Raw genomic sequence first — 23,521 nt, 5'->3', positions numbered from 1 at the left:
CACGCCGGGAATGCGGACTCGCGCGGCCCGCGTTCCCGCTGAATACGTGCTTGCCCAAACCCTCCATCATGAACCTGCGCCGTCTGATCTGGAACAGCCGCTGGCTGACCGATAAGCAACGTATAGAATGGTATCCGGCCTTCTGGCTGATGCGCCTGAAAGTGCTGGAAATTTCACCGTGCTGGCGCACGGTAAGAATTCTGCTGCCGCACAGCTGGATCGCCACCAACGCCGGCGGCAGCCTGTTCGGCGGCTTTCAGGCCTGTCTGGCCGATCCGATTGCCGCCATGTCCTGCGTCAAGGTATTTCCCGGCTATGCCGTCTGGACCCGCTCCCTGCATCTGGACTTCAGGCATGAGGGCCGCACCGACCTGGAACTGCGTTTCAGCCTGTCCGCCGATCAGGAGGATCAAATCCGGCAGGAGCTGGCGCGCAAGGGCCGCAGCACCCCTGAATTCACTTACGCGTTCTATCAGCGCGACGGGACTTTATGCACGGAAATCAAGGCCCGCATCGCCATCAGACCTAAAGGTTACGCTGTGCCGAAAAGAGGCAATAAATAAGCGCCTGAATCGCTACGAATCTGTATTGAGTGCTAGAATAGCACCATTCATACAGGCATCGCGCGGACAATGGCCCATGCTTGTATATTAAGCATCGTTAAAAGCATAATCTATAAAGAGGACACTATGCGGAACTGGAAGCTTTTACTCGTCTTGATAGGATCGACACTGGTAGTCGCCGGCATTCTGTATGCCGCCTTTTATTTCATCTTTCTCGATCTGATCGTCGATTTCTGGTGGTTCCGGGAATTGAATTTCGAGGCCTACTTCTGGCTGAGACTACTCTACAGGTTCTTTCTGTCCGGCGCTGTCACGCTGGCTTTCTTCGCGATTTTCTTTTTCCATTTCTGGATTGCCTCTCGTTATCTGGGCCTGAATCCTCCCGATGAAATCTTTAATAATATAGACAAAAGCCGCCGCTTCCAGCGCTTTGCCGATGTCTTCATGAGCGGGTCGGTGAAAATATACACGCCGATCTCCCTGGTTTTGGCTATTCTGATCGCGATACCGTTTTATCAGCAGTGGGAGACCGCGTTACTGTACTTTTTCGGCAGCGCCTCAGGGGTGGTCGAGCCGGTATACGGCAATGATGTCAGCTTTTACATGCTGTCCTACCCGATCTACCTGCTGATTCAAAAAGAATTGCTGATAACCGCCAGTTTAATCTTTGTTATGGTCGGCGTGCTGTATTGGCTCGAACATATTTTTGTACCTCATCAAAGCAAGGAATTTCCGCTGGGCGCCAAGATTCACTTAAGCATTCTGATTACGTTTGTGGTGTTATTCGTTGTCTGGGGCTTCATGCTGGAACGGTTTTCCCTGCTCTATACCGATTCGCACGAGCCTGTGTTTTACGGCCCCGGCTTTGTGGAAATCCGCTATAAACTGCCGTTTATCTGGCTCGGCATCATCACATTTCTGGCAACGGCCATTACCGCCGGCCTGTTTATTTTTTCAGAAAAATACCGCATCAAAGCCCCGTTCTTTATCTCGTCCGCTGCGTTTCTGATAGTGGTATTGCTGCCGAAGGTTGAGTTTATCCCGGCCGCCATACAAAAATACATTGTCAATCCGAATCCGGTCAGGACTGAAAAACCGTTCATGCAGAACAATATCGACGCGACGCTGGACGCGTATGATTTAAAGCGCATTGAGGTGGTTGAGTTGCCGATTAAACTGGACGCGACTGACGACATTGAAACCTGGAGCACGCAGAAATTTTTCGAGAATATTCCGGTTTGGGACCGCGAACTGCTGATAGACGGCTACCGCCAACTGCAGGGCATCAGGCCTTATTACAGCTTTCTGAGCGTCGATGAAGACCGCTATTTTATTCTTGATCACACCCGGCAGGTCAACCTGTCGGCACGCGAGATCAATACGTCAAAGTTGCCGCTCGAAGCGCAAAACTGGGAAAACATTCATTTGCGTTACACGCACGGCTACGGCGCCGTGGTTTCACCGGCCGCACAAGATGCCGGCAAACCCCTGGTCTGGTATTTGCGCGATCTGAATATGTTTTCGCCGGTCGGATTAAGCATCCAGTATCCGGACATTTACTATGGGCAGGAAGACTACACTTATGCCATCACGCCTAACAGGCTGAATGTCGTCGGTATTTCCGGTTCACTGACGGATCCGGGCGTGGAGACGGAATACAGGGGGAAAGGCGGCATCCCGATTCCGTCACTGTTCAGAAAAGCGTTATTCGCCTTTTATTTCAAGGACGAGAAAATATTTTTCTCTACCAATATCACCAGGCAGAGCAAAATCCTGATGCGCCGTAATATCGTTGAGCGCCTCAACAGGCTGACGCCGTTCCTGCATCTGGACAAGGATCCTTATCTGGTGATCGGTAAAGACCGTTTTTTCTGGATACAAGATGCCTATACCTTATCCAACCGGTATCCCGTTTCCAAGCCGGCCGCCGATGATTTTCTCGATGGCACGCAGGACTTCAACTATATCCGCAATTCGGTCAAAATCGTTGTCGATGCCTTTGATGGCGAGGTGAGTTATTACATTTCAGACCCGTCGGATGCTCTCATCAGGGCATACAACAGCGCTTATCCCAGCCTGTTCAAGAATATCGAGGAAATGCCGACCGACTTACGCCAGCATTTGCGTTATCCGCGCGATCTGTACTATGCGCAAATGAAAATTTTTGCCAAATATCACCAGCGCGCGCCCGAACTATTCTACGAGCAAGCCGAGACCTGGCAGTTCGCCAATGTGCGAGAAGCACCGGTAATGCCGTATTATCAGACCATGGATTTTGGCCACTGCAATAATAAGGAAGAGTTTGTCATGATCAACCCGATGACGCCTATCAACAGAACCAATCTGAGCATGATCGGTGTTGCCAGCATACTCGATACAGTCGGATGCGGTCTTGACTATACCCCCCACGTTACCGTTTACAGGTTTCTGAAGGATGTCCAGGTCAATGGGCCGGCGCAGGTCGAGGCCTTGATTAGCCAAAACCCCGAAATTGCAGCTCAATTTACCTTATGGGATCAACGTGGCTCAAGGATTGCCCTGGGTCGCATGGTTATCCTGCCGATGGGTAATACCGTGCTGTATGTACAGCCGGTATATATGCTGTCCACCCGCAACCACATACCCGAACTGGCCCGCGTTATCGTCTCGATCGGTAACCATACCGTCATGGATACGACCTTATGGGGGGCCTTTAGCCGTCTGAAGAACCTCTATTATAGAGAAACCCGGGATGTAGGCGGAACCGGCACCGCCAGACCTCCGGAAGCGCCGGCCGCCGAGTAAAAGCCCGGACCATCGTTAACCGGCGGAAGAGGCTAAGCCTCTTCCGCCGGTTATGAAAACATACCAACCCATGAATCAAGCCAACACCTGCAATATTTTCATCTATACCGCCCTGCCCTGTGAGGCCAAACCGCTGGTCGCCCATTTCAATTTAAAGAAGGATACCACCGTACAGCCGTTTGCCGTCTATTCAAATCAGGCCATCCGCCTGACCGTGACCGGCCCCGGAAAAAACGCCATGGCCGCGGGCATCGCCTACACGCAAGCCCTGTTTGCCGCAACCGAGCACCCGATCATGCTTAATATCGGTATCGCCGGACATAAGGATCACGCCCTGGGATCATTGTTCTTAATCGACAAGCTCATCGATCTCGACAGCGGCAGAACTCATTATCCGCCAATGATCTGCCATCCGCCTTGCGCCACCGGCAGTCTGCAAACCGCCTCAAAGCCTCAACTTGGTTATGACCATCCCCATCTTTGCGACATGGAAGCCTCGGCCTTTTATGAAACGGCGGTGCGTTTTTCTTCGGCAGAGTTGATCCAGTGTCTGAAAGTGATCTCGGACAATCGACAGACGCCGGCGGAAAATATTGCGCCTGACCAGGTTTCCGCCTTAATGGCGGCTCATATCCCGGCGATCGAGGGCCTGCTTGCTGACATGACCGCCCTGGCCCAACTGATCACGCCGTCCGAGCCGCGCCTGTTCAAACAACTGGTTCAACAATACCACTTTACCGCCAGCGAACGCGGCCGGTTAAAAACGCAGCTATGCCGCTGGCAGGTATTGACCGATAATAAGGAACCGGCCTTCGACGCAACCGGCATGCAGCGAGGTAAGGACGTCTTGCACTGGCTGGATCGGCAGATCAGTCAAATAGACTTTTGCCTATAACCGATGTTGCGAAACAACTAACCTGAATATTTCACCACGAAGGGCACGAACGCTTTTCAATTCAAATGCTTGCCCATGTTTCCGAATGAAGTCATGAAGTGACGGGAAGAAAAGACAATACCTTGATTTTTCTTCGTGTTCTTTGTGTTCTCTGTGGTTTCATGAAATATCCGGATTATGTGCAATGACTGCATGGACAGATGATGCCATCATGTCCATGCAATCGTCCGCATTTTTTGTGCTTTTTTATACTGATTTATAAAAAGAACCACGCATCCTTGGCCACCGCAACCATGCCGATATAGGCAAAACAGGCCAACGCTCCGGCAAAAGCCAGCCAGCGGGCGGCGCCCTGATTGCGCATCGCCATGATACCTAAGCCGATATAGCCCAGCAGTCCTATTATCTTACCGATAATCCAGCCGTGTTCCACCGACAACCATGCCCCTTGAAAAACCAATGCGATACCGCTGAGCAGCAACAGTGTGTCGATGACATGGGGCGCGATTTTAAGGACTTTCTGCTTCAGCATGTCCGGGTTGACTTCTGATAGGACGACTCTGCCGACAAAGCTGAGAATTGACATTGCCACAAAGGCCAGGTGAAAAATTTTTATCATAATGCCCTCAGGTATAGGGAGCTGCCTGCTCCGGTTAATTGATACGACCTGGCATTGTAAGCGATGGCGTCCGGACAAAATAGCCGAATTTTATTGCGGGTTCTCCGGCGGCGGCAAATCCGGGCAACGGTCGCCGCTGCCTTCACAGGCTCAATGCTTGCCCGGTTCCAGTTTGACGCCGCGCCGCTCATACGTTATATACGCCTGCAGCGCCGTCATCTTCGGATCGTCGGCGGCGAGCGGCTGGCCTTCCAGCGGGTTTCTGATGCACCAGTTGATCATTTCCCAGACCGGCACGACTTTACCGAGCTGCTGCTGAAATTTCGGGTAGGTCTCGGGATGCGTATTGGAGGCGTTGGGATGGCATTGCACGCAGGCCACGCCGTTGTTGCCCAGTTCGGCACTGGTCCATAACCGGCGACCTTCATTCGCGACACTCATAAACTGCCGCTGCCAACGCTGTACGTCGGCCTCGGTGAATTCATCGGCCTGCGTTGGTCTTGGTCCCGCCACGGCCAGAACCAGCAAAGCCAAACCCAATACCTTCGTTTTTTTCTGATAGTGAGACATAGTTTGCTCCTGTGCGGGGATTAGTAATGAATTTGTGGCGGTATGCGCGCGCTTTCATGCTGAAAATCAACATCTTCCGGACGATTTTGTTCACGGTGGTAACGTACGCTGCGGCCGCGGTTGTTATAAAGCAGGTATTCCATGTCCACATTGCCATTACCCAGATTGATCAATTGCCAGCCGGTGCCGTCGCGTTCGAAAAACGGATCGGCCCGGTTCATCGGCACGATCAGTTTTGGCAAATACTGCTCGGCATGGGCGTAGGTGGGTGGATACGGCCAGGGCCAGGCTGTTGCCATGACCGAATTAAAACTGATATTGCCGACCTGATTGTACTGGATTTGATGCACATGGCCGTAGATCACCGAGACCTTATTGAACGGCTGCAGCAATGCCTGGACTTGCTCGGCGTCTTCGGTCCAGAAATTCCAGTTTTTGAAAATTTTCTGCAACGGCGAATGCGAGAACACCACGATCGGTGTAGCGCTGTCAATCCTGGCCAGATCTTTTTTCAGCCATAGCAGTTGTTCGGCACCGACCATGAACGGCGAGCCGTTCGGATTGTCGAGCATGGCCATCTCGAGCATGCGCTGCTCGTCGGTGGGCCAGCGGTTATGCGTCCATTCGTCATAGGTCAGGATGCTGTTGAGCGCGATGAAGTGCACGCCTTTATGATCGAAACTGTAGTATTGCGGGCCGAACAGTTCCTGCCAGTATTCGCCCAGATCCAGGTAATAATCATGCTCGCCCATCACATAATGGATTTTGTATTTTAGCCCCGACAGAATCTCGGCGCCATGATCCAGCTCTGGCTTGTTGCCGAGTTGGGCCAGATCGCCGCCGAAAACGACAAAATCCGGCTTGGGCACTAACAGATTGGTTTCGGCGACAGCGCGAATCAGCCCGCGATCCCAGTTTCTGACAAAACGGTTGTCCTTGATATGCTGGATATGGGCATCGGAAATATAAGCGAAGCTGAAATTCTGACTGCTTTCGGCGAACGCCAGTTCGACCAGACTGACAGGTAGCGCGCTGCCCAAGGCTAAAGCGCCGGCGTTTTTGATAAATTGCCGGCGACTGCGATTGATCGTATTCATGGATGCTCTCCTTCAGTTAGCCGCTTGATCCGGAGCGGGTTGGGCGAATTTCGAACTGGTCAGTGCTTTCATAAAAACGACCAGATCGTCCATTTGCTCGTCGGTCAGGTTCAGCGGCCGTATACCGCCGCTCAAAAAGTCATTGACCCGTTCGCGCGGCTGCGACACGCCGCCGTTGTTGTAGTGAATTATTACGTCTTTCAGGGTTTTGAGGCTGCCGTCATGCATATAAGGCGCCGTCAGATCGATATTGCGCAAGGTCGGCGTCTTGAAAGCGCCGATGTCATCGAGTTCGTCAGTCACGGCAAACCGGCCCAGCTCGGACGATTTCTTGTCGCTGAGCACCATTTTGTCGACATCGCCGCCTTTGTATTTGGCTTCCAGAAAGGCTTTGGTCAAACGCGGCACGTCCTCCTGGACGTGATTGATGCCGATGCCGATATTGTGAAAGCGGTTGTCCGTAAACAGCGCGTGATCCTGTTCGATGGTGTGACAGGATACGCAGCGGCCTTGTCCGATAAACAGCATGAATCCTCTCACCTGGGCTTCGGTCATGGCGTCGGTCTCGCCTTTGAACCGGTATCGGTCGAAAGGCGAGTTACCGGCCACGAGTGTTCGCTCGAAACTGGCTATCGCCTTGGCGACATGCGTAATGGCAACCTGATCGCCGCTGACATCGAACACGGCCTTGAAAGCCGATTGATATTCGGGATCGGTGCGAACTATCTCGAGAATGGGATCGTGATTTTCCAGGCCGCCCTCCACCGGATTGACCGGCGGCTGCAGGGATTGATTTTCCAGATCCGGCTCACGGCCGTCCCAGAACTGGTGCTTATAATACGCGGCATTCAATACGGTCGGAGCATTGCGCGTGCCGGTCAGGCCATGATGACCTACCGAGAATTGCAAGCCGTCGGTAAACGCCAGATCATCACTGTGACAATTGGCACAACTGACAGTGCCGTCGACGGAGAAACGCTTGTCGTGGAACAGTTTATCGCCTAACTGAATTTTGGCCGGTGTCTGGGGATTGTCGGCCGGAATAGGCACCGGAGGCAATCCTAACAGATTGTCGTCGGCGGGCTGGGCATAAATGAGGGATGCTGCCGTAGTCAACACTAGCAATAGTAAATATCGCATAAGAGCCTCCTGTTATGTCACGGATAGGATCGGTGTAGCGATCAAATGAAATAACTGATTGGAAATATAGGCCGATTATGCCGATTAGTAAAATAGATTGCTGTCGATGAGCAATTTTAAAACAAAAAACCGCCCGAAGGCGGTCATTGTTGCCCGATCCTTCCCTGGACCGGAACGGGGTCTGTTGTCCATGTAAACTGTTATTCCTGTGTTTCGGCGCCTTTCTCCTGTTTTTGGGCACCTTTTTTCTGTTTCCATTTTTCGTGATGACGTTTTTTCATTTCGTCCATTTTTGTCATCTGCTCTGGCGTCAGGATTTCCTTCATGCGTGTGCGGGTTTCTTCATGAATGGTTTTATATTTCTCGTGCTGTTCCTTGAACAAGGTCTCCATTTTGGTTTTTTGTTCTTCAGTTAAATCCAGTTCCTTGGTCAGACGCTCCATTTTATTGCCATGGCGATAGCCGCCTTCATAACCCTCTTTCTCTGCGCCGGGCATGGCGGCCACGGTTAAAGGAAGAGCCAGGGCCATTGCGATTGTTAGGATTTTCTTGTTCATAGTATTCTCTCATTCTGTAAGATTGTGAATTTAGAACGGTTTGTTTCCGTTCTTGGTTCTTACTATATTGGCCAAAAGCGCAAATAATTCGCAGCGATTGTGTAAAGAATAAGGAAATTTAATCGCCGCTGTGGCTTGGCGCTTCATAGCGATAACCGGCACCGTAAACCGAGTGGATCAATTCCTGGCCGGGCAACAGGTCGGCCAGTTTTTTGCGCAACTTTTTAATGTGGCTGTCTATGGTCCGGTCGGAGACGATACGCTGATCCTGATACATCAGATCCATGAGCCTGGCGCGTGAAAAGATACGCCCCGGCTGTTGGTACAACGTTTGCAGCAGTTGGAATTCGACCGCTGTTAATTCGGTTTCCAGTTTACCGACAGAAACACGGAAACTCCGCGGGTCCAGTTTTAACATAGTAGAGACCTGCTCCATGGCCAAAGGTTGCATCCTCCGCAATACGGCTTTGACCCGTGCGATCATTTCGCGCGGGCTGAACGGCTTGCAAATATAATCATCAGCGCCAAGCTCCAGCCCCAGAAGCCGGTCGACCTCCTCGATGCGCGCGGTCACCATGATGATCGGGATGCTGCTGAATTGGCGGATCTCCCGGCACAAATCCAGACCATCGCGGCCCGGCAACATCAAGTCCAGCAGAACCAGGTCGGCCGTATTGTCCTTCAGCCAGGGCACGACAGCCAGCCCATCGGCCAGACAAACGGTTTCAAAGCCGGCATTTTGCAGGTAGTCGGCCTCCAGCCGGGCCAGTTTTTCTTCATCTTCTACAATCAGGATACGGTTCATGACTTAATCGGAAGTTCAATGTGAATGGCAAGGCCCCCCAGCCGAGAGGGCTGCGCCTGTAACGCGCCGTTATGCGCCTGCACGATATTACTGCAAATCGCCAGCCCCAGCCCCGCACCGCCATGATGGCGGCTGCGTGAGCTTTCCACACGGTAAAAACGGTCGAGCAGGCGCGGCAGTTCCTGCGACGGCACACCCGGCGCACTGTCGGCAAAAACCATGATCAGCATATTCGCCTGCTGGCTAACCGTAATATCGAGCCGGCCGCCGCGATCGGTGTAGTTGATACTGTTGTTCAGCAGGTTCCGGTAAAGCTGCGACAGGCGGTCGGGGTCGGCGTGGATGCTGATGGCCGCCGTCAGCTTATTGATCAGATGCACGCGCAGTTGTTTGCTGTCGAATTCAGGCGCCAGCGCGGCAAGATCCTGTTTGAGCACCTCGACCGGATCGACCTCGGTTTTGCGATAGCTTAACGCGCCCTGGTCGGACAGCGATAACTGATACAGGTCGTCGGTCAACCGATGCAGCCGCATGACGTCGTTCATCAGTGAATCGACCGCGTCCCGCGTCAGCGGCCGTATGCCGTCCTGCAGCGCTTCCAGCTCGCCGCGCAGAACGGCCAATGGCGTGCGCAATTCGTGCGAGATATCGGCCACCCAGCGCCGCCGCGTCTGTTCCGATTGTTCCAGCGCCGCGGCCATCTCGTTGAAGTCCCGCGCCAATTGGCCCAACTCATCGCCTGACTCGACCGGCAGGCGCATGTCGTAGCTGCCTACCGCCAGCGCTTTGGCGGCGGCGGTAATGCGCTTGAGCGGCCGAACCAGCGTGTACGCCAATAGCAGGGCCAGTCCTGCCGACAGCAGCACCATGAAAATGGCGATCCAGACGAATGCCTGGGACTGGCGCTCCATAAACTGGAGTTCAAGCGGCTGATTGACCGGCTTGCCGGGCAGCACGCCCAGGAAGCCGACAGTTTGGCCCTGATAACGGATGGCATGCAATGTCAGTTGCGATAGCGCCTCCCTGCGTCCGAAGATGATCGACTTGTCGGCTCGCAACAGCATCACGCTCAATTCCAGCGGCTTGAAACGCCAGCTCTTATGCGATTCGGGCAGCGCCGGCGGCCAGACGTCGGGCGGCTCGTTCAACGCCTGCTTGAACCAGGGCGCGGGCCGGTAATACCGGTGTTCGTAAGCCTGCCCCAGCAGTTCCATCCATTTGCGCTTGTTACCGGTCAGTTCACGCCAGCCCGGGTCGTCCGCATAGTATTCACTCAGACCCTCGATCAGCGCACTGATACGCTCCTGCTGGCGTTTTTCGATGAAATCGGAAAATCCGCGATCCAGGGACCAGCGCATGAATACATACATGCCCGAGACGACAAGACTGGTCGTCAGCAGAAACGTTAAAAAGAGTTTGAAGCGGATGGATTTATGCACAAAGATACCCGATAAGCTATTCAAGGTATTATTGTCGGCGAATGTGCAAGAATTATGAACTGTGCAACATGGAGATTTCAATGAAAGCCACTTTAAATTTTGTCATCGATATCATCGCCTTTATCGGGTTTCTTTTTCTGACCATGACCGGCGTGTTGATGCGCTATATCCTGCCGCCGGGCAGCGGCCGTTTTTCCAGCATCTGGGGCCTGAGCCGGCATGAATGGGGCGCGATACACTTTTGGATATCGGTTGCCTTTTTTAGTGTACTGATCGTCCACCTGCTGTTGCACTGGCGCTGGATTATTCATGCGATTACAGGCCGCCCGAGCGAACAATCCGGGCTGAGAGCCGGTCTCGGTATCGTTGGCCTGCTGGCGCTGATCGCACTGTCTTTCGCACCGGTCATAAGTCCTGTTGAACAGGCTGAAGGCGCCCTGACCAGAGGCAAGGGCATCCAGATCAGGGGTTCCATGACGCTGGCGGAACTGGAACAGGAAACCGGTGTGCCGGCCGCGCATGTTATTGAGACATTGAATCTGCCGGACTCAACCAGTGAAAACCAGCGCATCGGCGTGCTGAAGAGGACTTACGGGTTTGAAATGGGCGATATCCGGCGTATTATCCGCGAGTACAGGCGCGAGTCGCCTGCGCAGCAGCAATGAACGTTATTAAATTCCTGGATAACTCTGATTTAACCACTGCTATGACCATACCCACCGATATACAGCAACTGCACGCTGAAATGCGCCAATGGCGCCGGCATCTGCACCAGTTTCCCGAAACCGCGTTCGAGGAAACCGAAACGGCCCGGTTCATTGCCGACAAACTGTCCGATTTCGGCCTGGATGTGCATCAGGGGCTGGGCAGAACCGGCATCGTCGCCACCTTATCGGCCGGCAGCGGTGCCGGTAAAATCGCCCTGCGCGCCGACATGGATGCGCTGTTCATACAGGAACAGAACAATTTTGACCATAAATCACGGCATGAAGGAAAAATGCATGCCTGCGGCCATGACGGGCACAGCGCCATGTTATTGGGCGCGGCCAGCTACCTGGCCAATCATCGCAATTTTGACGGCACTGTGTATTTTATTTTTCAACCCGCTGAGGAAGGGCGCGCGGGCGCCAGGCAAATGATTCTCGATGGCCTGTTCAAAAAATTTCCGGCCGATCGCGTCTTCGGCATGCATAATTTCCCCGATATTCCGCTCGGTCATTTTGCCGTCAGACCGGGGCCGATGATGGCGTCGTTCGACTGTTTCGAGATTGTGCTGACGGGCCAGGCCACGCATGCCGCGATGCCGCATCTGGGCAATGACGCCATCGTCGCGGCCGCCCAGTTGATCAGTGCCTTGCAGACGATCGTCAGCAGAACCGTCAATCCGGCCGATCCGGCCGTCGTCAGCATTACCCAGGTTCACGCCGGCCAGACCTGGAATGCACTGCCGGAATCCGTGGTGTTGCGAGGTACCTTCCGATGTTTCAGCAATACGGTGCAACAAACCATCGCCGACAAAATCAGCCAGCTGTCCCATGCTGTCTGCCAGGGTTTCGATGTCACGGCGGAAATTAAATTCAATCCGGAAAATCCGGGCTATCCGGTCACCTTCAACACGGAAGAAGAAACGCGGATGGCGCTAAACGCCGCCATCGTGGTAGTCGGCGACGATAGCATCAACCGGCAACCGACGCCCTGTATGGGCTCTGAAGACTTTGCCTTTATGCTGCAGGAAAAACCGGGCTGTTATCTGTGGCTTGGCAACGGTTCATCCGAGAATAGTTGTTTACTGCATAACCCCCACTATGATTTTAACGATGCGATCCTGCCGATAGGCGCGGCGTATTGGGTCAGGCTGGTGGAAACGGTATTGCCCCAATAGTGTCCGATTTACGGCTTGGCCAACATGTTGATTCTTAAAACTCCGACTTATTGACAATACCAATCAGCATAAAAAAGTCACTCTGCGTAAACAGCATGTGGTATTCCTTTAACATAAAAAGATGAATCGCTAACAGCAGAAATCCTGCCCCATTGCCTAACCAGTCCGAAACCGTAAACCGTTCATGTTCCGCCTCAACTTCCATGCTGGACAACCGCGTTATTGCTGTCACCTCGTTAAACTTCAAACCGTTATTCAACGAGCATGCCTTGCATTGCCACCATCCAGTTAACTGATTTTAGTTTTCTTGTGAAATGGACTCAGGCAGTTCGATGTTTTTAGGCGTCATGCTGATGACACGGCCTTGCTTATCAAATTCCGCGAGCATTTCCGTGTCGCGCTGCTTCAAGTAGTCCTCGATTAGCGGCTTGACCAGATGCGGGTCCTTGAAACGCCATAACTTGTTGACCAGCCCTTCCATTACCAGCGCATAAACGCAAGCCTCTATGGTTTCCATGACCGCCATTTGCGGCGGCTCGTTGCTGGTTACGCCCGCCTCGACCTCCAGCAGCCGCTTGAAAGCCACATAGCGAAACAAGCCGGAATCCAGTTGCATGGAGAACACGGTTTTTCTGGCGTCGACATGGCTCAGTACCGAACCGTTTTTTACAGAAACGGCTCTCAGCATGCTGGTCACCGTATCGCGCCTGAATTCTGTAGAACCGCCCAGGCCGAAATAATGCGCGCCGACGCCGCCAGTCAATAAGTTGGTCTCATAGGCGACAATACCGCCCTCCAGCAGGATAGGCGCGTACAGCAGCGGCGGCAGGCTCGGGCCGCGCGATTCGGCCTTATTGTTGCCATTGGTATACATTTCCCGGGTTTGATGGATAATTTTGCGCTCATTCATCAGGTCAGTCAGGCCTTCTCTTTCCAGCACGGTAAACCACTTGCCATTACCGGCTTCCATCAAGGCGCGTATCAACATGGAAGTAGCGCCCTGCGTCACCGCCGTGGAATACTGCACGAGGTTTTCGCTGCTTTTGTACTGGCCGGTCTGGTCGCGAAATTTATACACCGCGACGACGACCGGCTCCTCCGGCGGCGGCAACGAGCGCAGCATATCCGAAAGGCCCGAGCGATAATCGGTAGTCGCCTTGCCGGAGCTGACCGGCTGAAAAACACTGGAGCATGAAGATAGCGCTGTCGCGGCCAGTAAGCCGCACAACAGTCGGTGAAAAACAGGAATCATGGCATGGTAGTAATATAGGGAACAGTCAATACGGTATCGGAAATACCATCAGAAATGCTGATGCTGACGCTGCCGTTGACCAATTGGTCATCAACGATTACCGCAAAATCGCTTTGGCCATCGCCATCCAGGTCAAAATTAAGGTCGGAACCCAGTTGGATATTGCCGTTCTCATCAAACAGATTTTCCGTCGTGGCGCGTGAAACCTGATTGAGAATGGCGCGCTGCAAATTTTCTTTAAAACGCTCGATCTCGGATTTTTGTGCCGCCGCTGTCTTGCTGGCGACAGCGGGATCTTTGTGTTTGTTCTGCTCCGCCGCCTGATTCAGTAAAAAAGGGCCGTTCAGGGGGCTGCCGCCAAAATTGGGGTTAACAAAGCGGTGAACCAGTTCGGTGGCTGACAACGGAGTTGCAAACACAGTCAGTAACAAGGGATAAATCCAAATTCGCATAATTAGTAAATCTCCAATCCACGCAACGCATCCTTATGCTGCCGAATATACAATTCCAATGAAGCCCGCGCCGCCCGGGCCTTTTCTTCAATTCCGCTCGTGCGGGTGCCGATACGATCCTGAAACACGATATTGTCATTGATTTCTATCCAGATGATATTGCCGGCGAAAATATCAGGGCGCTCGCGCACGGTAATGGTCCCGGCATAATCGGGTACTTCCCAGCCATTCATCAGTTCCTCGTAAAATAAATGACCGACACGCGACAAGGTTTGATCGACAACCAGGCCGCCGATTTCAAACTGCGGCTCGACAGCTACGGCTGGCGACAGCATTAACAATAAGACACTGAAGACGTAATATTTCACCGCTCACCCTGACGTATCACAACACGATTGTTGCCGCCATTTTGCCGGACCGTCGCCTGATTATTGCTGCCTTTCTGTGATACGGAGCTGTCATTGCAATCACCGGACTGTTCCACTGTCGTATTATTTTGCTCGCCTGCTTGCTGAAGACCGGCATGATTATCCTCGCCGACCTGAATCACAGTCAGTTCGTTATCGATGCCGGTTTGTTCAATCACCTTCTCGTTGCGTTTGCCATGCTGCACGATAGTCTGTTTGTTACTGGGATGGGATGGCCGCATCATGGATATCTCCCGGGTTTTTATTTCGGACGCGCACGTATCGGCATGGACTGGCGGATAAAAAAACCCAGCATTAAATAAACGATAGCTGGCTTTCCAGTGCATTGATCATTGCGCATGATGAGTCTTGTCTAACATTTTCCAGTCCAAAGACAACTTAGGATTTGGTCGTCAATAATTTCCCTGTTTAAACATAGGATGTGCCGACGACAGGAGGCGCATCATTTGCGAGCGATGCGCTTAGCTGTGCCGCCTGGAGCACCTACTTTTGGTCAGCACATCCTATGCAAGATTCCAGTTTCAGGAAGTCATTTTTAGCCAAATCCTTAGCAAAAAAGCGGAAAAGGCTCATAACCTTTTCCGCTGGCTTATGTCATCTGTTGGATGTAGACATATTTATTAAGGATTCTGCAAAATCGTCACTGAGTTAAATGAGCCGTTTTGCGCGGCGCTGGCAAAATCGCCGCCGGCATTTTGCATGATCTCGATCATATTGCCCTCGCCTCCGGCTTGCATGGCGAAAGCGACATCACCGATGGCGGTCTGGTCAATGGTCACCGTGTTCAACGCCAGTGTGCCGTCGCCTGACTGATCAACGGTTGCTGAGTTAAGATTACCGGATTGGGTTACCGTCGCTAAATTATAATCGCCAGACTGATTTACGGCCGCTGTGTTTTGTTCCACAAAGACATTATCACCGATATTATTTTGATCGATTATGGCGGTATTGTTGTTGCCGGACTGATCGATCGATGCGGTATTCTGCAGATCCTGCTCGACGGTTGCCGTATTGTTATCGCCCGATTGATCAATGCTGGCCACTTTATTTTCACCGCTGAGCGAGTCGATCCGTTGATCAACTGTGGCTGTATTATTGTTTCCGGACTGCAGTACGGTTGCCTGATCGGAATGACCTTGCTCGATGGAGACAACATTGCCGTTGCCTGATTGATCAACCGTCGCCACGCTGGAATCGCCTAGCTGGTTAACGGTTGCCAGATTGCTGTCGCCTGATTGAATGACACTGGCAATATTATCATTGCCTGACTGATCGATGCTCGCCGTGTTTTGTTCCACGAAGGCATTCGTGCCGTTATTATTCTGATCGATTGTCGCGGTATTATTATTGCCGGACTGATTGATCGAAGCCACGTTTTGCACGTCTTGTTCGACGATTGCCGTATTGTTATTACCGGACTGGTCAATGGTTGCAACATTGCCTTCACTGAAAACATCTATGGCTTGGTCTATGGAAGCCTGATTGTCGTTTCCAGTTTGCAGCACCGATGCCTCATCGGATTCGCCTTGTTCGACCGATGCCGTATTATAGGCCCCGATTTGGTCGATAGTCGCCAGACTATCGTTGCCCATGCCGACGGCGTTTCCTGCATTACCTTGATTTAATGTCGCGCTGTTTCCTTCATTGGACTGCGTGATGGTGCCGATATTGTTACCGCCGTACTGACTGGCATTGGTGGTATTTAAGTCGCCTGTTTGAGTCACCGTCAGATCATTAAAGGAACCGGTCTGGGAGGTCGTCGCGCTGTTCCCCGCCAGTGACGCACCCGCAACCCCATAAAGAATCACCGTAATTGCCGTAGTCAATAGTGTTTTTTTCATAATTATTCCTTAAGTGTACTGTTAAAAAATTTGCCAAATACGCCATATTTCAGTGCGCTTCCCCTCACAGTCCCTGTGTAACGGTCATGTTGTTGCCGTTACCTCTAATCTCCAGATTAAAACTCATGCCGTCGCCCAACTGTTGGTGGATCACGGTATTTTCATCGCCATCAATCATAATGCCGGCGCTGTTCCACTGGCCTTGCTGTAATTGCACGACCTCGTTCCTGTCTCCGGTAATATCGATCATGGCAAGATTATTGAAACCGCTCTGATAGGCACTGATCAGATTGCTGCTGCCAGAGATCGAAGCCGCAATGCTCTGGGCTTCGCCATCCTGGCTAATGTCAACCCGATTGTCCTGACCGTATAGATTAACCAGGGCATTATTGCCGCTTTGCCACTGCTGAATCGTTATGGCATTGCGTTCACCGAAGTCATTGATTTCAGCATTATGCTGATACCCTGTTTGCAGGATTTCGGCGACCCCATTGACGTCGCTTGAAACCGCATTAAGCTCGGCATTTGCGGCCACCTGCCGAATGCGGGCGACATTGCCGTCGCCGGATTGGCTGATGTCGGCTTGATAGGCATGCCCGACCTGTTCTATCGAAGCCAGATTGCCGACATCGGCATCGCTATAGGCGTGGTTGGGTAAGGTTAAAAAAGCAGCCGCTAATATTGCCGTTCGTCGGTTTTGTATCAGACGCTTAATCATTTAATGCCCTTTTATATCCATAGAATTGTGCAAGAAATACCTGTCCAGATTCATCCGCCATCTTGTTTGGCTCTGCAAAGCACAGTACAAAACTAACGCCCAGATTAGGCGGCAAAAAACGCAATGACAGTATGCGCTGTTGAATTTAGGCTGGAGGCACTACTCTTGCCGGTGCTGAGATTTAACCAAAAACTTATAGGGGAATCTGTGATGGAGTATGAATATTTCAAAACAGAGCACAGCGGATTTTTTGTGGATTAAAGCTGTCAAGTCTCGATTGATCGCTTTGCAATAGTACGAAGGGGTTTTTGGTATCAACTGAGCACAGACGTAAGCTCAAGAAGGGATGATTTCAATTTCATCGACGCTAAAACGGGCTTTATCAGGAAGCCCGTTTTAATAGTCAATGATGCGATTTGTTTTCGGGTCGTTTATCCGAATGTCGATTTTCCATATTCATTGAAATAGAGGTTCGCCTCCATTCCTTGGATTCATCCGAATAAATACAGTAAATGTCATTATTAATATGATTCGGCGTGACACGACCTTAACCGATATTGTTAAAACCGAGCTGGTTTTTGATAGTTTGTCATGCCGTCTACCGAGCCGGGCATGGGCGTTGCTCACCCTGGCCGTCCGGTTTTTGCCTAATCCGGCCTTTCAAAGCCGCCCGTTCAGGATTCGGCATTGAATCATGGCATTGTTTTAAATACGGGTAACAATAAGGGAGCGATGCTTATGCCCTTTGGGTATACATCGCAATTGAAAATCGCCTGGCAAGTCGCGATGTGGGCATCGCTCCCACGGGGACGGGCTTTACCTGAAGGGTTACCGGAGGTTATTTTTAGCCGAATCCTCAGGTGCCTGAATCAATTGTCCGCGCAATATCAATTATTACTTCTGCTCATCCTTTTTCGACATCGATAGCATGTGCGCCATTTTTTTCACTTTGGTTTTTAAATATTCCAAATTGTCATCATGCGCGACGGCTTCAATCGGAATACGGCCGGCAACGTTGATACCAAGCTTCTTAAGTTCAGTAATTTTATTAGGATTATTGGTAATCAATTCGATCGATTTTACTTTCAGGCTCTGCAACATTAATGCCGCGATGCTGTATTCCCGTTCATCGGCCAGATGACCCAGGTGGATATTGGCATCCACGGTATCCATCCCCTGATCCTGCAGGTTATAGGCCTGCAGTTTTTTCAGCAAGCCAATGCCACGGCCTTCCTGACGCAGATAAATCAGAATACCGAAACCGGCTTCATTAATCAGTTGCAGCGCCATATCGAGCTGCTCGCCGCAATCGCAACGCCTTGAGCCTAGGACATCGCCAGTAAAACACTCGGAATGAATGCGCACCGGCACATTTTCTTTATCCGCGACATTGCCTTTAATGAGAGCGACATGCTCTTTGTTATCGATGTTATTACTGTAATAATGCAGAATAAACTCGCCGTGACGGGTCGGGATACGGGTTTGTACTAAGTTGTCTAGTTGTAATTTCACGTATATGACTAATCTGAATAATAGGCTGTATTTTACCCAATTCATCTGCTATTGAGCGAAAAAGTTTTGCCGACTGTCCCGCCCTGTTTTTTATCCGCCGAACTCGGCTCCCTGATGAGCTTCGGCCATGTCACCGGTTTGACGCCCCTATTTTAAAATTAGAACATCATAAATATCTAATACTTAAATTGCCTTGCCGCAAAAAGGCCGGCGCCTTTTTCATTACGCCACAGCTTGTGCTACCCTTAATAGCGTCTACCCGATCAGCTCCGCATCATGTCCAGGACTTATAAAATATTCGCTTACGGCAGTTTAATCAACCAAAACTCATTAACCCGAACCGTGCCCGAGGCACGTAATATCATGCCGGTAAAAACGCGCGGATTGAAACGGGTTTTCAATCTGGCTTCGACTTACCGCTATGATGAACAACACCAGGCCCCCGTCTGTGTATTGAATGCCGAAACCGCCGATCCGGCACACGTCATGAACGGCACCTGCTTCGAAATGGATGAGCAATCACTGGATCGGCTGCTGGCGCGCGAAAGCGGCTATGATTTCTGCCCGATCACGGCCTTCGGCTATTATGACGAGGCCGAGATTATTAACGCTTATTATTTTAAAGCCCGCGATTTTGAGCCTTACCGCTATTTATCATCATCAAAGGCACAGGCCCATTACCTAAACCTGTGTCTTAGCGGCTGCTCTGTTTTTGGCCAGCCTTTTATCGATGATTTTATCAGCAGCACCTCATTCTGGGATATCGATCAGGACGGGCAAAAGGCCATCTGGCAGGAGCATTTCTGATGCGCAGGGCAAAATTTTTTATCGGACAGATTATCCACCATAAACTCTTTAATTATCGTGGCGTGATTTTTGATGTTGATTTTGAATTTCTGGGCAGCCATGTCTGGTATAACAAAATCGCCCGAAGCCGACCGCCTAAAAACCAGCCCTGGTATCATGTGCTGGTGGACAATGCCACGCATCACACCTATGTCGCCGAAAGCAATATGGAACCGAGTAAACTTCTCACGCCTGTCTATCATCCCTGGATTGAGCATTATTTTGAGAAGCTGGAACAGGGGATTTATCAGCTCAAGATCACGAGACACTAATTTAAAACCGGTCTTCCGGCTGTTATTTTTTCGCCTCGATCAATTTAATAATATCGCTACTGCGCTCATCAACACGCACGGAGCCAAAGGCACAGGCCTGCACGTTTTTAACGGTCTGCCGGTTGATATTGGCTCCGACCAGAGCGACCACCAGCGGATTAAGCAAATTCATGGCGCCGGCGATGACGGGTTTTGAACTCAGGACATGTTCCAGCAGCAAAACCTGCCCGCCCGGTTTGCAAACGCGGTACAGCTCTTTCAAACCTTTTACCGGCGAGGGTACCGAACAAAAAACAAAAGAGCCGATAACCGTATCAAAACTGTTATCGGCGAAACACAAGGACTGCACATCCATTAATTCCAGGTCCACGTTGACCTGTTTTCTGTCCCGCTTGCGTTTTGCCTGAGTTAGCATCTTTTCACTGAAATCAATGCCGGTTATGCGCGCGTCCTTGGGATAGTAATCAAAATTCTTGCCCGTGCCGACGCCGATTTCAAGAATATGATGGCCATCCACTTTGTCCCATAACCTTTTGCGCCAACTTTTGAACAACAATCCTTCCACGACCGCCTCCATGCCGTCAAAATACGGGGCAATCCGGTCATAACGTTTCTTGATGGCTGCGCTGTCTGGCTTCATGATGAATTTATTCAAAGTAAATCAGGGATTGTAACCGATCTTGCTATTGAACACGCCTGGAGACAAGTTCCGTTTCATGCTGATCCTGGCTTTGCTGAACATAATCGCCGTTGCTCACGAACGATGAATTGGTCAGACGGTTCAACCAGGCCTCCGCTGTCGGCTTATTGGTGTTCAATATCAGGTTAGGAAAGAATCCGAACAATAATACCAACAGGGCCGGCAGGCATAACAAGCCCAATTCGCGTGTTCGCAGATCCTGCAGTTGACTGATGCTGGCATGCACGACCGGACCGTAAAATGCGCGACGGATGAAGGATAACATATAGCCCGCCCCCAAAATAGCCCCCATTAAAGCGGCAATGCCAAGGCTGGGATGCGCATTCAGCGCGCCGATAATCAACAGCAATTCCGCCGGAAAACCGCTGCCTCCGGGTACGCCAATGCTGGCTATGGCAAACAAAAAGAAGAAAGCGGTCAACCGGGGCACGGCTTTCGCCAGGCCGCCAAGATGAATCGCTTCGGTACTGCCCAGGCGATGCTGGATAAATCCCGCTATCAGCATCAGACAGCCGGCAATCAGGGTAAAATTAAGCAACTGAAAAATCGCTCCCTGAAGACCTTGCATATTCAGCGTGGAGATACCGACGATGACCAGGCCGACATGACTGATACTGGCATAGGCCAGCAAGCGGCGCAGATTGGTTTGCTGCAAGGCAATCATGGCGCCATAAATCAGCGTGATGGCGCCCAGAATCCCCAATACCCAGCTATATTCGACCGAGGCGGCAGGCGTCAACGGCATGGTATAGCGCAACAAACCGAATGCGCCCAGTTTCAGGCCGGTTAACAAGGCCGTCGTATGCGCCGGCGCTTCCATGGCTGTCGTCGGCAGCCAGGTATGAAACGGCACTAACGGAGCCTTCACTGCGAAACCCGCTAGCAGCAACAGAAAAATAATGGTCTGCCAATCAGCCGGGATCGGCGTATCCAGCAGGATAGGCAAGCTGAAAGCCAAGTCCTGAGGAATGCTGCCATGCATTTGAATCGCATGATTAACGGCCAGCATGATAATGGCGAATAATAAAGGCACGCCGCCGAACAGCATGAACAGCGTGTATTTCATTGCCGCGGTGCGGCGCTGGGGACCGATGCCCCACAGCCCGATGAGGAAGAAAAGCGGCGGCAATGTCAGTTCCCAGAACAAAAAGAACAACACCATATCCAGCGCCACGAATACTCCGATCGTGACGCCTTCCAAAGCCAGCAGCAGAGCGAAATGAAATCGCGGCAGGTATTGCACCGAATTCCACGAGGCGATAATCGCCACCAGTGTCAGCAGCGCCGACATCGGCAGAAACAGCACGGAAATCCCATCGATACCGACCAGATACTGAATATTCAGATTCGGCAGCCAGGCATGATGCTCGACTAGCTGAAAAGCGCTTTCATCGGCATTAAACAGATACACGGTGACCAGCGTGGCAATCAGTTCCGCCCCTGCGATCGATAGCGCGATCCTCTTGGCCAGATGGCTATCGCCGGCGGTGCCGGTGACAAGCGCCCCCAGTAAAGGCAGCACAATAAGCAGCGTTATTATCGGAAAACCGGCTTCAATCATGGTGGACACTCTTTATATGGGTATTGCCGCTTTCGGTAGGTTCTATCAGCGCATCGGCCGCCCGCTGCTCGCTATGCATGGGATAAGCCTGGCTCATGATGGCGACCTCATCGTCTATGAAATTCAGTATGGGTGTTGTATCAAAGCCGGTACCGATCAGCAGCGCACTGATCGTGATGGTAATAATCCGCTCCTTGATTACCGGATGATGAATACTGCGATAGGGTTGTACAGCACGCTTGGAACTGCTCATGAACATACGTTGGAACGCCCAGAGCAGAAAAGCCGCGGCCAGCACGTTGCCGGTCAAAATAGCGATTGCCACCAGCCAGCCGCGTTCCTGAATCGCCCCCTCTATCAGCAAATGCGCGGCATCGAAGCCCGGTGTGCCGGGCATGACCATCGTACTCAGCGCGGCAATCAGAAACAGCAGCGCGATCGTGGCATTAGTATCGAACAAGGCGCCCAGACGCGGAATAAAGGCCGTGCGGGTACGCTCATAAATCAAGCCGACGCTGAACAGCATGCCGGCCGTCGCCAGACCGTAAGCCAGCGACAGCAGAATACTGCCTTCCAGGCCCTGGGTATTGAAACAGAACAGGCCGATCACCAGCATGCCGGTGTGACTGATAACGGCAAAAGCCAGCAAGCGCCGGATATTGATTTGCATGAGCGCCAGCAATGCACCGTAAAAAATACTGATCAGGCCCAGCGTCACGATATAATCGGCCCAGGCTTCGGCGACACCGGGAACCAGCGGCAAGATGAAGCGGACCACGGCATAAATGCCCAGCTTCAACCCGACCAGGAAAATGGTGATACTGGCCACCGTGCCCTGTTCGGCCAGTGCCGGCAGCCAGCCGTGAAACGGAAACAGCGGCATGCGAATGGCGAAACCGTAAAACAGCAAAATGAAAATCAGCGTCTCGTCGTGTAAATAGGCGTTGTTCTGCTTGATGGTCAGCCAGTCAAACGTCAGCGGGTGCTCTGAATCGATCAAGCCAAAGCCCAGCAGCAAAAAGCCGGCCAGCGTCATCAGCAATCCGCAGCCCCAGTATTGCATTAAACCGGCGACGATCCAGGGCCTTTTGCGTCCGGTACCGGCATGCATGGTCAGCAAGGCCACGGGCAACAGTTCCAGCAGGCTCCACAGCCAGAACTGCATCACATTCAATGCCGAAAAAGCGCCGATTAATATTGCTTCATAACCGAGCAGGCAGGCGATGAACTTACGGTCAATGACATGCCGGTTAATGATCGAATAGATCAGCGTCAGCAGCGTCAGCACGGCCGTCAGCGGAATAAACAGCACATTCACGCCATCGACGCCGACACTATAACTGAAGCCGAAAAAATGCACCTGCTCGGCCAGCTGAATCCCTGCCCGGCCGGCGTCGAAAACCTTCAGCAAATAGATACTCAGCAATAAATTCACCAGCGTGCCGGCAAAGCCAAAGCGTAACGCGACAGCCGTTGAACGCGAGCATGCGACGGCGATCATCGCCGCGACCGGCACGAAAGTCAGGGCGCTTAATAGCGGAAACGCTGCCGATGCCGACCAGAAAGTTACATTGATATCCATCGGGTC

At 51.9% G+C, this 23,521-nt stretch carries 25 protein-coding genes; 7 read left to right on the top strand and 18 right to left on the bottom strand.

Features of this window, described 5'->3' with window-relative positions; all coding sequences use genetic code 11:
* Positions 1 to 50 precede the first annotated feature (50 nt).
* The 3 genes from EK22_RS12870 (at position 51) to EK22_RS12860 (ending at position 4,242) form a co-directional block, all read left to right on the top strand.
* Complete coding sequence (locus tag EK22_RS12870; RefSeq protein ID WP_020158344.1) at positions 51 to 563, top strand: PaaI family thioesterase; 513 nt, start codon at positions 51 to 53, stop codon at positions 561 to 563.
* 126 nt (positions 564 to 689) lie between these two features.
* Complete coding sequence (locus EK22_RS12865) at positions 690 to 3,347, top strand: UPF0182 family protein (protein ID WP_036251648.1); 2,658 nt, start codon at positions 690 to 692, stop codon at positions 3,345 to 3,347.
* Positions 3,348 to 3,399: 52 nt separating this feature from the next.
* On the top strand, positions 3,400 to 4,242 hold the full coding sequence (locus EK22_RS12860) for a nucleoside phosphorylase-I family protein (RefSeq protein ID WP_081917887.1): 843 nt from the start codon (positions 3,400 to 3,402) through the stop codon (positions 4,240 to 4,242).
* Positions 4,243 to 4,498: 256 nt separating this feature from the next.
* On the opposite strand, the gene EK22_RS12855 is transcribed toward EK22_RS12860, so the two are convergent.
* The 7 genes from EK22_RS12855 to EK22_RS12825 all read right to left on the bottom strand — a co-directional run bounded on the left by EK22_RS12855 (position 4,499) and on the right by EK22_RS12825 (position 10,469).
* On the bottom strand, positions 4,499 to 4,861 hold the full coding sequence (locus EK22_RS12855; protein WP_036251523.1) for a SirB2 family protein: 363 nt from the start codon (positions 4,859 to 4,861) through the stop codon (positions 4,499 to 4,501).
* A 150-nt stretch (positions 4,862 to 5,011) separates the two neighbouring features.
* The gene (locus EK22_RS12850; protein ID WP_020158348.1) at positions 5,012 to 5,431 is read right to left on the bottom strand and encodes a c-type cytochrome; all 420 of its coding nucleotides are present in this window, start codon (positions 5,429 to 5,431) and stop codon (positions 5,012 to 5,014) included.
* Between the two features lie 20 nt (positions 5,432 to 5,451).
* Positions 5,452 to 6,528 (bottom strand): metallophosphoesterase family protein, encoded by a 1,077-nt coding sequence (locus tag EK22_RS12845; protein WP_020158349.1) that lies wholly within the window; start codon positions 6,526 to 6,528, stop codon positions 5,452 to 5,454.
* 12 nt (positions 6,529 to 6,540) lie between these two features.
* Positions 6,541 to 7,668, bottom strand: coding sequence for a cytochrome-c peroxidase (locus EK22_RS12840; protein ID WP_036251520.1), 1,128 nt, complete (start codon positions 7,666 to 7,668; stop codon positions 6,541 to 6,543).
* Between the two features lie 200 nt (positions 7,669 to 7,868).
* Entirely contained in the window at positions 7,869 to 8,225 is a 357-nt protein-coding gene (locus EK22_RS12835; protein ID WP_036251517.1) for a Spy/CpxP family protein refolding chaperone, read from the bottom strand.
* A 118-nt stretch (positions 8,226 to 8,343) separates the two neighbouring features.
* Positions 8,344 to 9,030 carry a response regulator gene (locus EK22_RS12830; RefSeq protein ID WP_020158352.1) on the bottom strand — a complete coding sequence of 229 codons (687 nt, stop codon included), beginning with the start codon at positions 9,028 to 9,030 and terminating at the stop codon, positions 8,344 to 8,346.
* A complete protein-coding gene (locus EK22_RS12825) occupies positions 9,027 to 10,469 on the bottom strand; it encodes an ATP-binding protein (RefSeq protein WP_020158353.1) in 1,443 nt (480 codons plus the stop codon). Before EK22_RS12825 ends, EK22_RS12830 begins: the two co-directional genes overlap by 4 nt.
* 80 nt (positions 10,470 to 10,549) lie before the next feature.
* Between EK22_RS12825 and EK22_RS12820 the strand changes: the two genes are divergently transcribed.
* Both EK22_RS12820 and EK22_RS12815 read left to right on the top strand, forming a co-directional pair.
* Positions 10,550 to 11,134: a DUF4405 domain-containing protein gene (locus EK22_RS12820; protein WP_152565098.1), complete on the top strand. Its 585-nt coding sequence runs from the start codon at positions 10,550 to 10,552 to the stop codon at positions 11,132 to 11,134.
* A 41-nt stretch (positions 11,135 to 11,175) separates the two neighbouring features.
* On the top strand, positions 11,176 to 12,351 hold the full coding sequence (locus EK22_RS12815) for a M20 aminoacylase family protein (RefSeq protein WP_036251641.1): 1,176 nt from the start codon (positions 11,176 to 11,178) through the stop codon (positions 12,349 to 12,351).
* A 34-nt stretch (positions 12,352 to 12,385) separates the two neighbouring features.
* On the opposite strand, the gene EK22_RS12810 is transcribed toward EK22_RS12815, so the two are convergent.
* The 8 genes from EK22_RS12810 to ribA all read right to left on the bottom strand — a co-directional run bounded on the left by EK22_RS12810 (position 12,386) and on the right by ribA (position 18,554).
* Complete coding sequence (locus EK22_RS12810; protein ID WP_036251515.1) at positions 12,386 to 12,610, bottom strand: hypothetical protein; 225 nt, start codon at positions 12,608 to 12,610, stop codon at positions 12,386 to 12,388.
* Between the two features lie 39 nt (positions 12,611 to 12,649).
* A complete protein-coding gene (locus tag EK22_RS12805; RefSeq protein WP_051961888.1) occupies positions 12,650 to 13,603 on the bottom strand; it encodes a CsgG/HfaB family protein in 954 nt (317 codons plus the stop codon).
* Positions 13,600 to 14,055, bottom strand: a complete 456-nt coding sequence (locus EK22_RS12800) for a curli assembly protein CsgF (protein ID WP_051961887.1) — start codon at positions 14,053 to 14,055, stop codon at positions 13,600 to 13,602. The genes EK22_RS12805 and EK22_RS12800 overlap by 4 nt, the downstream gene beginning before the upstream one ends.
* Positions 14,056 to 14,057: 2 nt before the next feature.
* Entirely contained in the window at positions 14,058 to 14,423 is a 366-nt protein-coding gene (locus tag EK22_RS23215; protein ID WP_020158359.1) for a CsgE family curli-type amyloid fiber assembly protein, read from the bottom strand.
* A complete protein-coding gene (locus EK22_RS23210; protein WP_161786435.1) occupies positions 14,420 to 14,707 on the bottom strand; it encodes a hypothetical protein in 288 nt (95 codons plus the stop codon). The genes EK22_RS23215 and EK22_RS23210 overlap by 4 nt, the downstream gene beginning before the upstream one ends.
* A gap of 396 nt (positions 14,708 to 15,103) precedes the next feature.
* A complete protein-coding gene (locus EK22_RS12785) occupies positions 15,104 to 16,324 on the bottom strand; it encodes a beta strand repeat-containing protein (protein WP_020665888.1) in 1,221 nt (406 codons plus the stop codon).
* A gap of 64 nt (positions 16,325 to 16,388) precedes the next feature.
* Complete coding sequence (locus EK22_RS12780; RefSeq protein ID WP_036251509.1) at positions 16,389 to 17,042, bottom strand: hypothetical protein; 654 nt, start codon at positions 17,040 to 17,042, stop codon at positions 16,389 to 16,391.
* Between the two features lie 894 nt (positions 17,043 to 17,936).
* Entirely contained in the window at positions 17,937 to 18,554 is a 618-nt protein-coding gene (gene ribA, locus EK22_RS12775) for a GTP cyclohydrolase II (protein ID WP_020158362.1), read from the bottom strand.
* Between the two features lie 276 nt (positions 18,555 to 18,830).
* Here ribA and EK22_RS12770 point away from each other — a divergent pair, with 276 nt between their 5' ends.
* Both EK22_RS12770 and hspQ read left to right on the top strand, forming a co-directional pair.
* A complete protein-coding gene (locus EK22_RS12770; protein WP_020158363.1) occupies positions 18,831 to 19,361 on the top strand; it encodes a gamma-glutamylcyclotransferase family protein in 531 nt (176 codons plus the stop codon).
* Positions 19,361 to 19,672, top strand: a complete 312-nt coding sequence (hspQ, locus tag EK22_RS12765; protein ID WP_020158364.1) for a heat shock protein HspQ — start codon at positions 19,361 to 19,363, stop codon at positions 19,670 to 19,672. The genes EK22_RS12770 and hspQ overlap by 1 nt, the downstream gene beginning before the upstream one ends.
* A 22-nt stretch (positions 19,673 to 19,694) precedes the next feature.
* Here hspQ and EK22_RS12760 read toward each other — a convergent pair whose 3' ends face one another.
* From EK22_RS12760 to EK22_RS12750, 3 genes are read right to left on the bottom strand one after another with little or no spacing between them, the layout of a single operon-like run.
* Positions 19,695 to 20,312, bottom strand: a complete 618-nt coding sequence (locus tag EK22_RS12760) for a class I SAM-dependent methyltransferase (protein WP_036251627.1) — start codon at positions 20,310 to 20,312, stop codon at positions 19,695 to 19,697.
* Positions 20,313 to 20,355: 43 nt separating this feature from the next.
* On the bottom strand, positions 20,356 to 21,933 hold the full coding sequence (locus tag EK22_RS12755) for a complex I subunit 4 family protein (protein WP_036251507.1): 1,578 nt from the start codon (positions 21,931 to 21,933) through the stop codon (positions 20,356 to 20,358).
* The gene (locus EK22_RS12750) at positions 21,926 to 23,515 is read right to left on the bottom strand and encodes a complex I subunit 4 family protein (RefSeq protein ID WP_020158367.1); all 1,590 of its coding nucleotides are present in this window, start codon (positions 23,513 to 23,515) and stop codon (positions 21,926 to 21,928) included. The genes EK22_RS12755 and EK22_RS12750 overlap by 8 nt, the downstream gene beginning before the upstream one ends.
* Positions 23,516 to 23,521: the final 6 nt, after the last annotated feature.

Source organism: Methylobacter sp. BBA5.1, assembly GCF_000746145.1.
Classification (GTDB): domain Bacteria; phylum Pseudomonadota; class Gammaproteobacteria; order Methylococcales; family Methylomonadaceae; genus Methylobacter; species Methylobacter marinus.
The sequence above is the reverse complement of the archived record's forward strand: the minus strand, read 5'-3'. Positions and strand labels throughout refer to the sequence as shown.

Coding starts and splice junctions, on each gene's coding strand:
- EK22_RS12865 (WP_036251648.1), top strand. CDS start 690: ATGCGGAACTGGAAGCTTTTACTCGTCTTGATAGGATCGACACTGGTA.
- EK22_RS12860 (WP_081917887.1), top strand. CDS start 3,400: ATGAAAACATACCAACCCATGAATCAAGCCAACACCTGCAATATTTTC.
- EK22_RS12855 (WP_036251523.1), bottom strand. CDS start 4,861: ATGATAAAAATTTTTCACCTGGCCTTTGTGGCAATGTCAATTCTCAGC.
- EK22_RS12850 (WP_020158348.1), bottom strand. CDS start 5,431: ATGTCTCACTATCAGAAAAAAACGAAGGTATTGGGTTTGGCTTTGCTG.
- EK22_RS12845 (WP_020158349.1), bottom strand. CDS start 6,528: ATGAATACGATCAATCGCAGTCGCCGGCAATTTATCAAAAACGCCGGC.
- EK22_RS12840 (WP_036251520.1), bottom strand. CDS start 7,668: ATGCGATATTTACTATTGCTAGTGTTGACTACGGCAGCATCCCTCATT.
- EK22_RS12835 (WP_036251517.1), bottom strand. CDS start 8,225: ATGAACAAGAAAATCCTAACAATCGCAATGGCCCTGGCTCTTCCTTTA.
- EK22_RS12830 (WP_020158352.1), bottom strand. CDS start 9,030: ATGAACCGTATCCTGATTGTAGAAGATGAAGAAAAACTGGCCCGGCTG.
- EK22_RS12820 (WP_152565098.1), top strand. CDS start 10,550: ATGAAAGCCACTTTAAATTTTGTCATCGATATCATCGCCTTTATCGGG.
- EK22_RS12815 (WP_036251641.1), top strand. CDS start 11,176: ATGACCATACCCACCGATATACAGCAACTGCACGCTGAAATGCGCCAA.
- EK22_RS12805 (WP_051961888.1), bottom strand. CDS start 13,603: ATGATTCCTGTTTTTCACCGACTGTTGTGCGGCTTACTGGCCGCGACA.
- EK22_RS12800 (WP_051961887.1), bottom strand. CDS start 14,055: ATGCGAATTTGGATTTATCCCTTGTTACTGACTGTGTTTGCAACTCCG.
- EK22_RS23210 (WP_161786435.1), bottom strand. CDS start 14,707: ATGATGCGGCCATCCCATCCCAGTAACAAACAGACTATCGTGCAGCAT.
- EK22_RS12785 (WP_020665888.1), bottom strand. CDS start 16,324: ATGAAAAAAACACTATTGACTACGGCAATTACGGTGATTCTTTATGGG.
- EK22_RS12780 (WP_036251509.1), bottom strand. CDS start 17,042: ATGATTAAGCGTCTGATACAAAACCGACGAACGGCAATATTAGCGGCT.
- EK22_RS12770 (WP_020158363.1), top strand. CDS start 18,831: ATGTCCAGGACTTATAAAATATTCGCTTACGGCAGTTTAATCAACCAA.
- hspQ (WP_020158364.1), top strand. CDS start 19,361: ATGCGCAGGGCAAAATTTTTTATCGGACAGATTATCCACCATAAACTC.
- EK22_RS12760 (WP_036251627.1), bottom strand. CDS start 20,312: ATGAAGCCAGACAGCGCAGCCATCAAGAAACGTTATGACCGGATTGCC.
- EK22_RS12755 (WP_036251507.1), bottom strand. CDS start 21,933: ATGATTGAAGCCGGTTTTCCGATAATAACGCTGCTTATTGTGCTGCCT.
- EK22_RS12750 (WP_020158367.1), bottom strand. CDS start 23,515: ATGGATATCAATGTAACTTTCTGGTCGGCATCGGCAGCGTTTCCGCTA.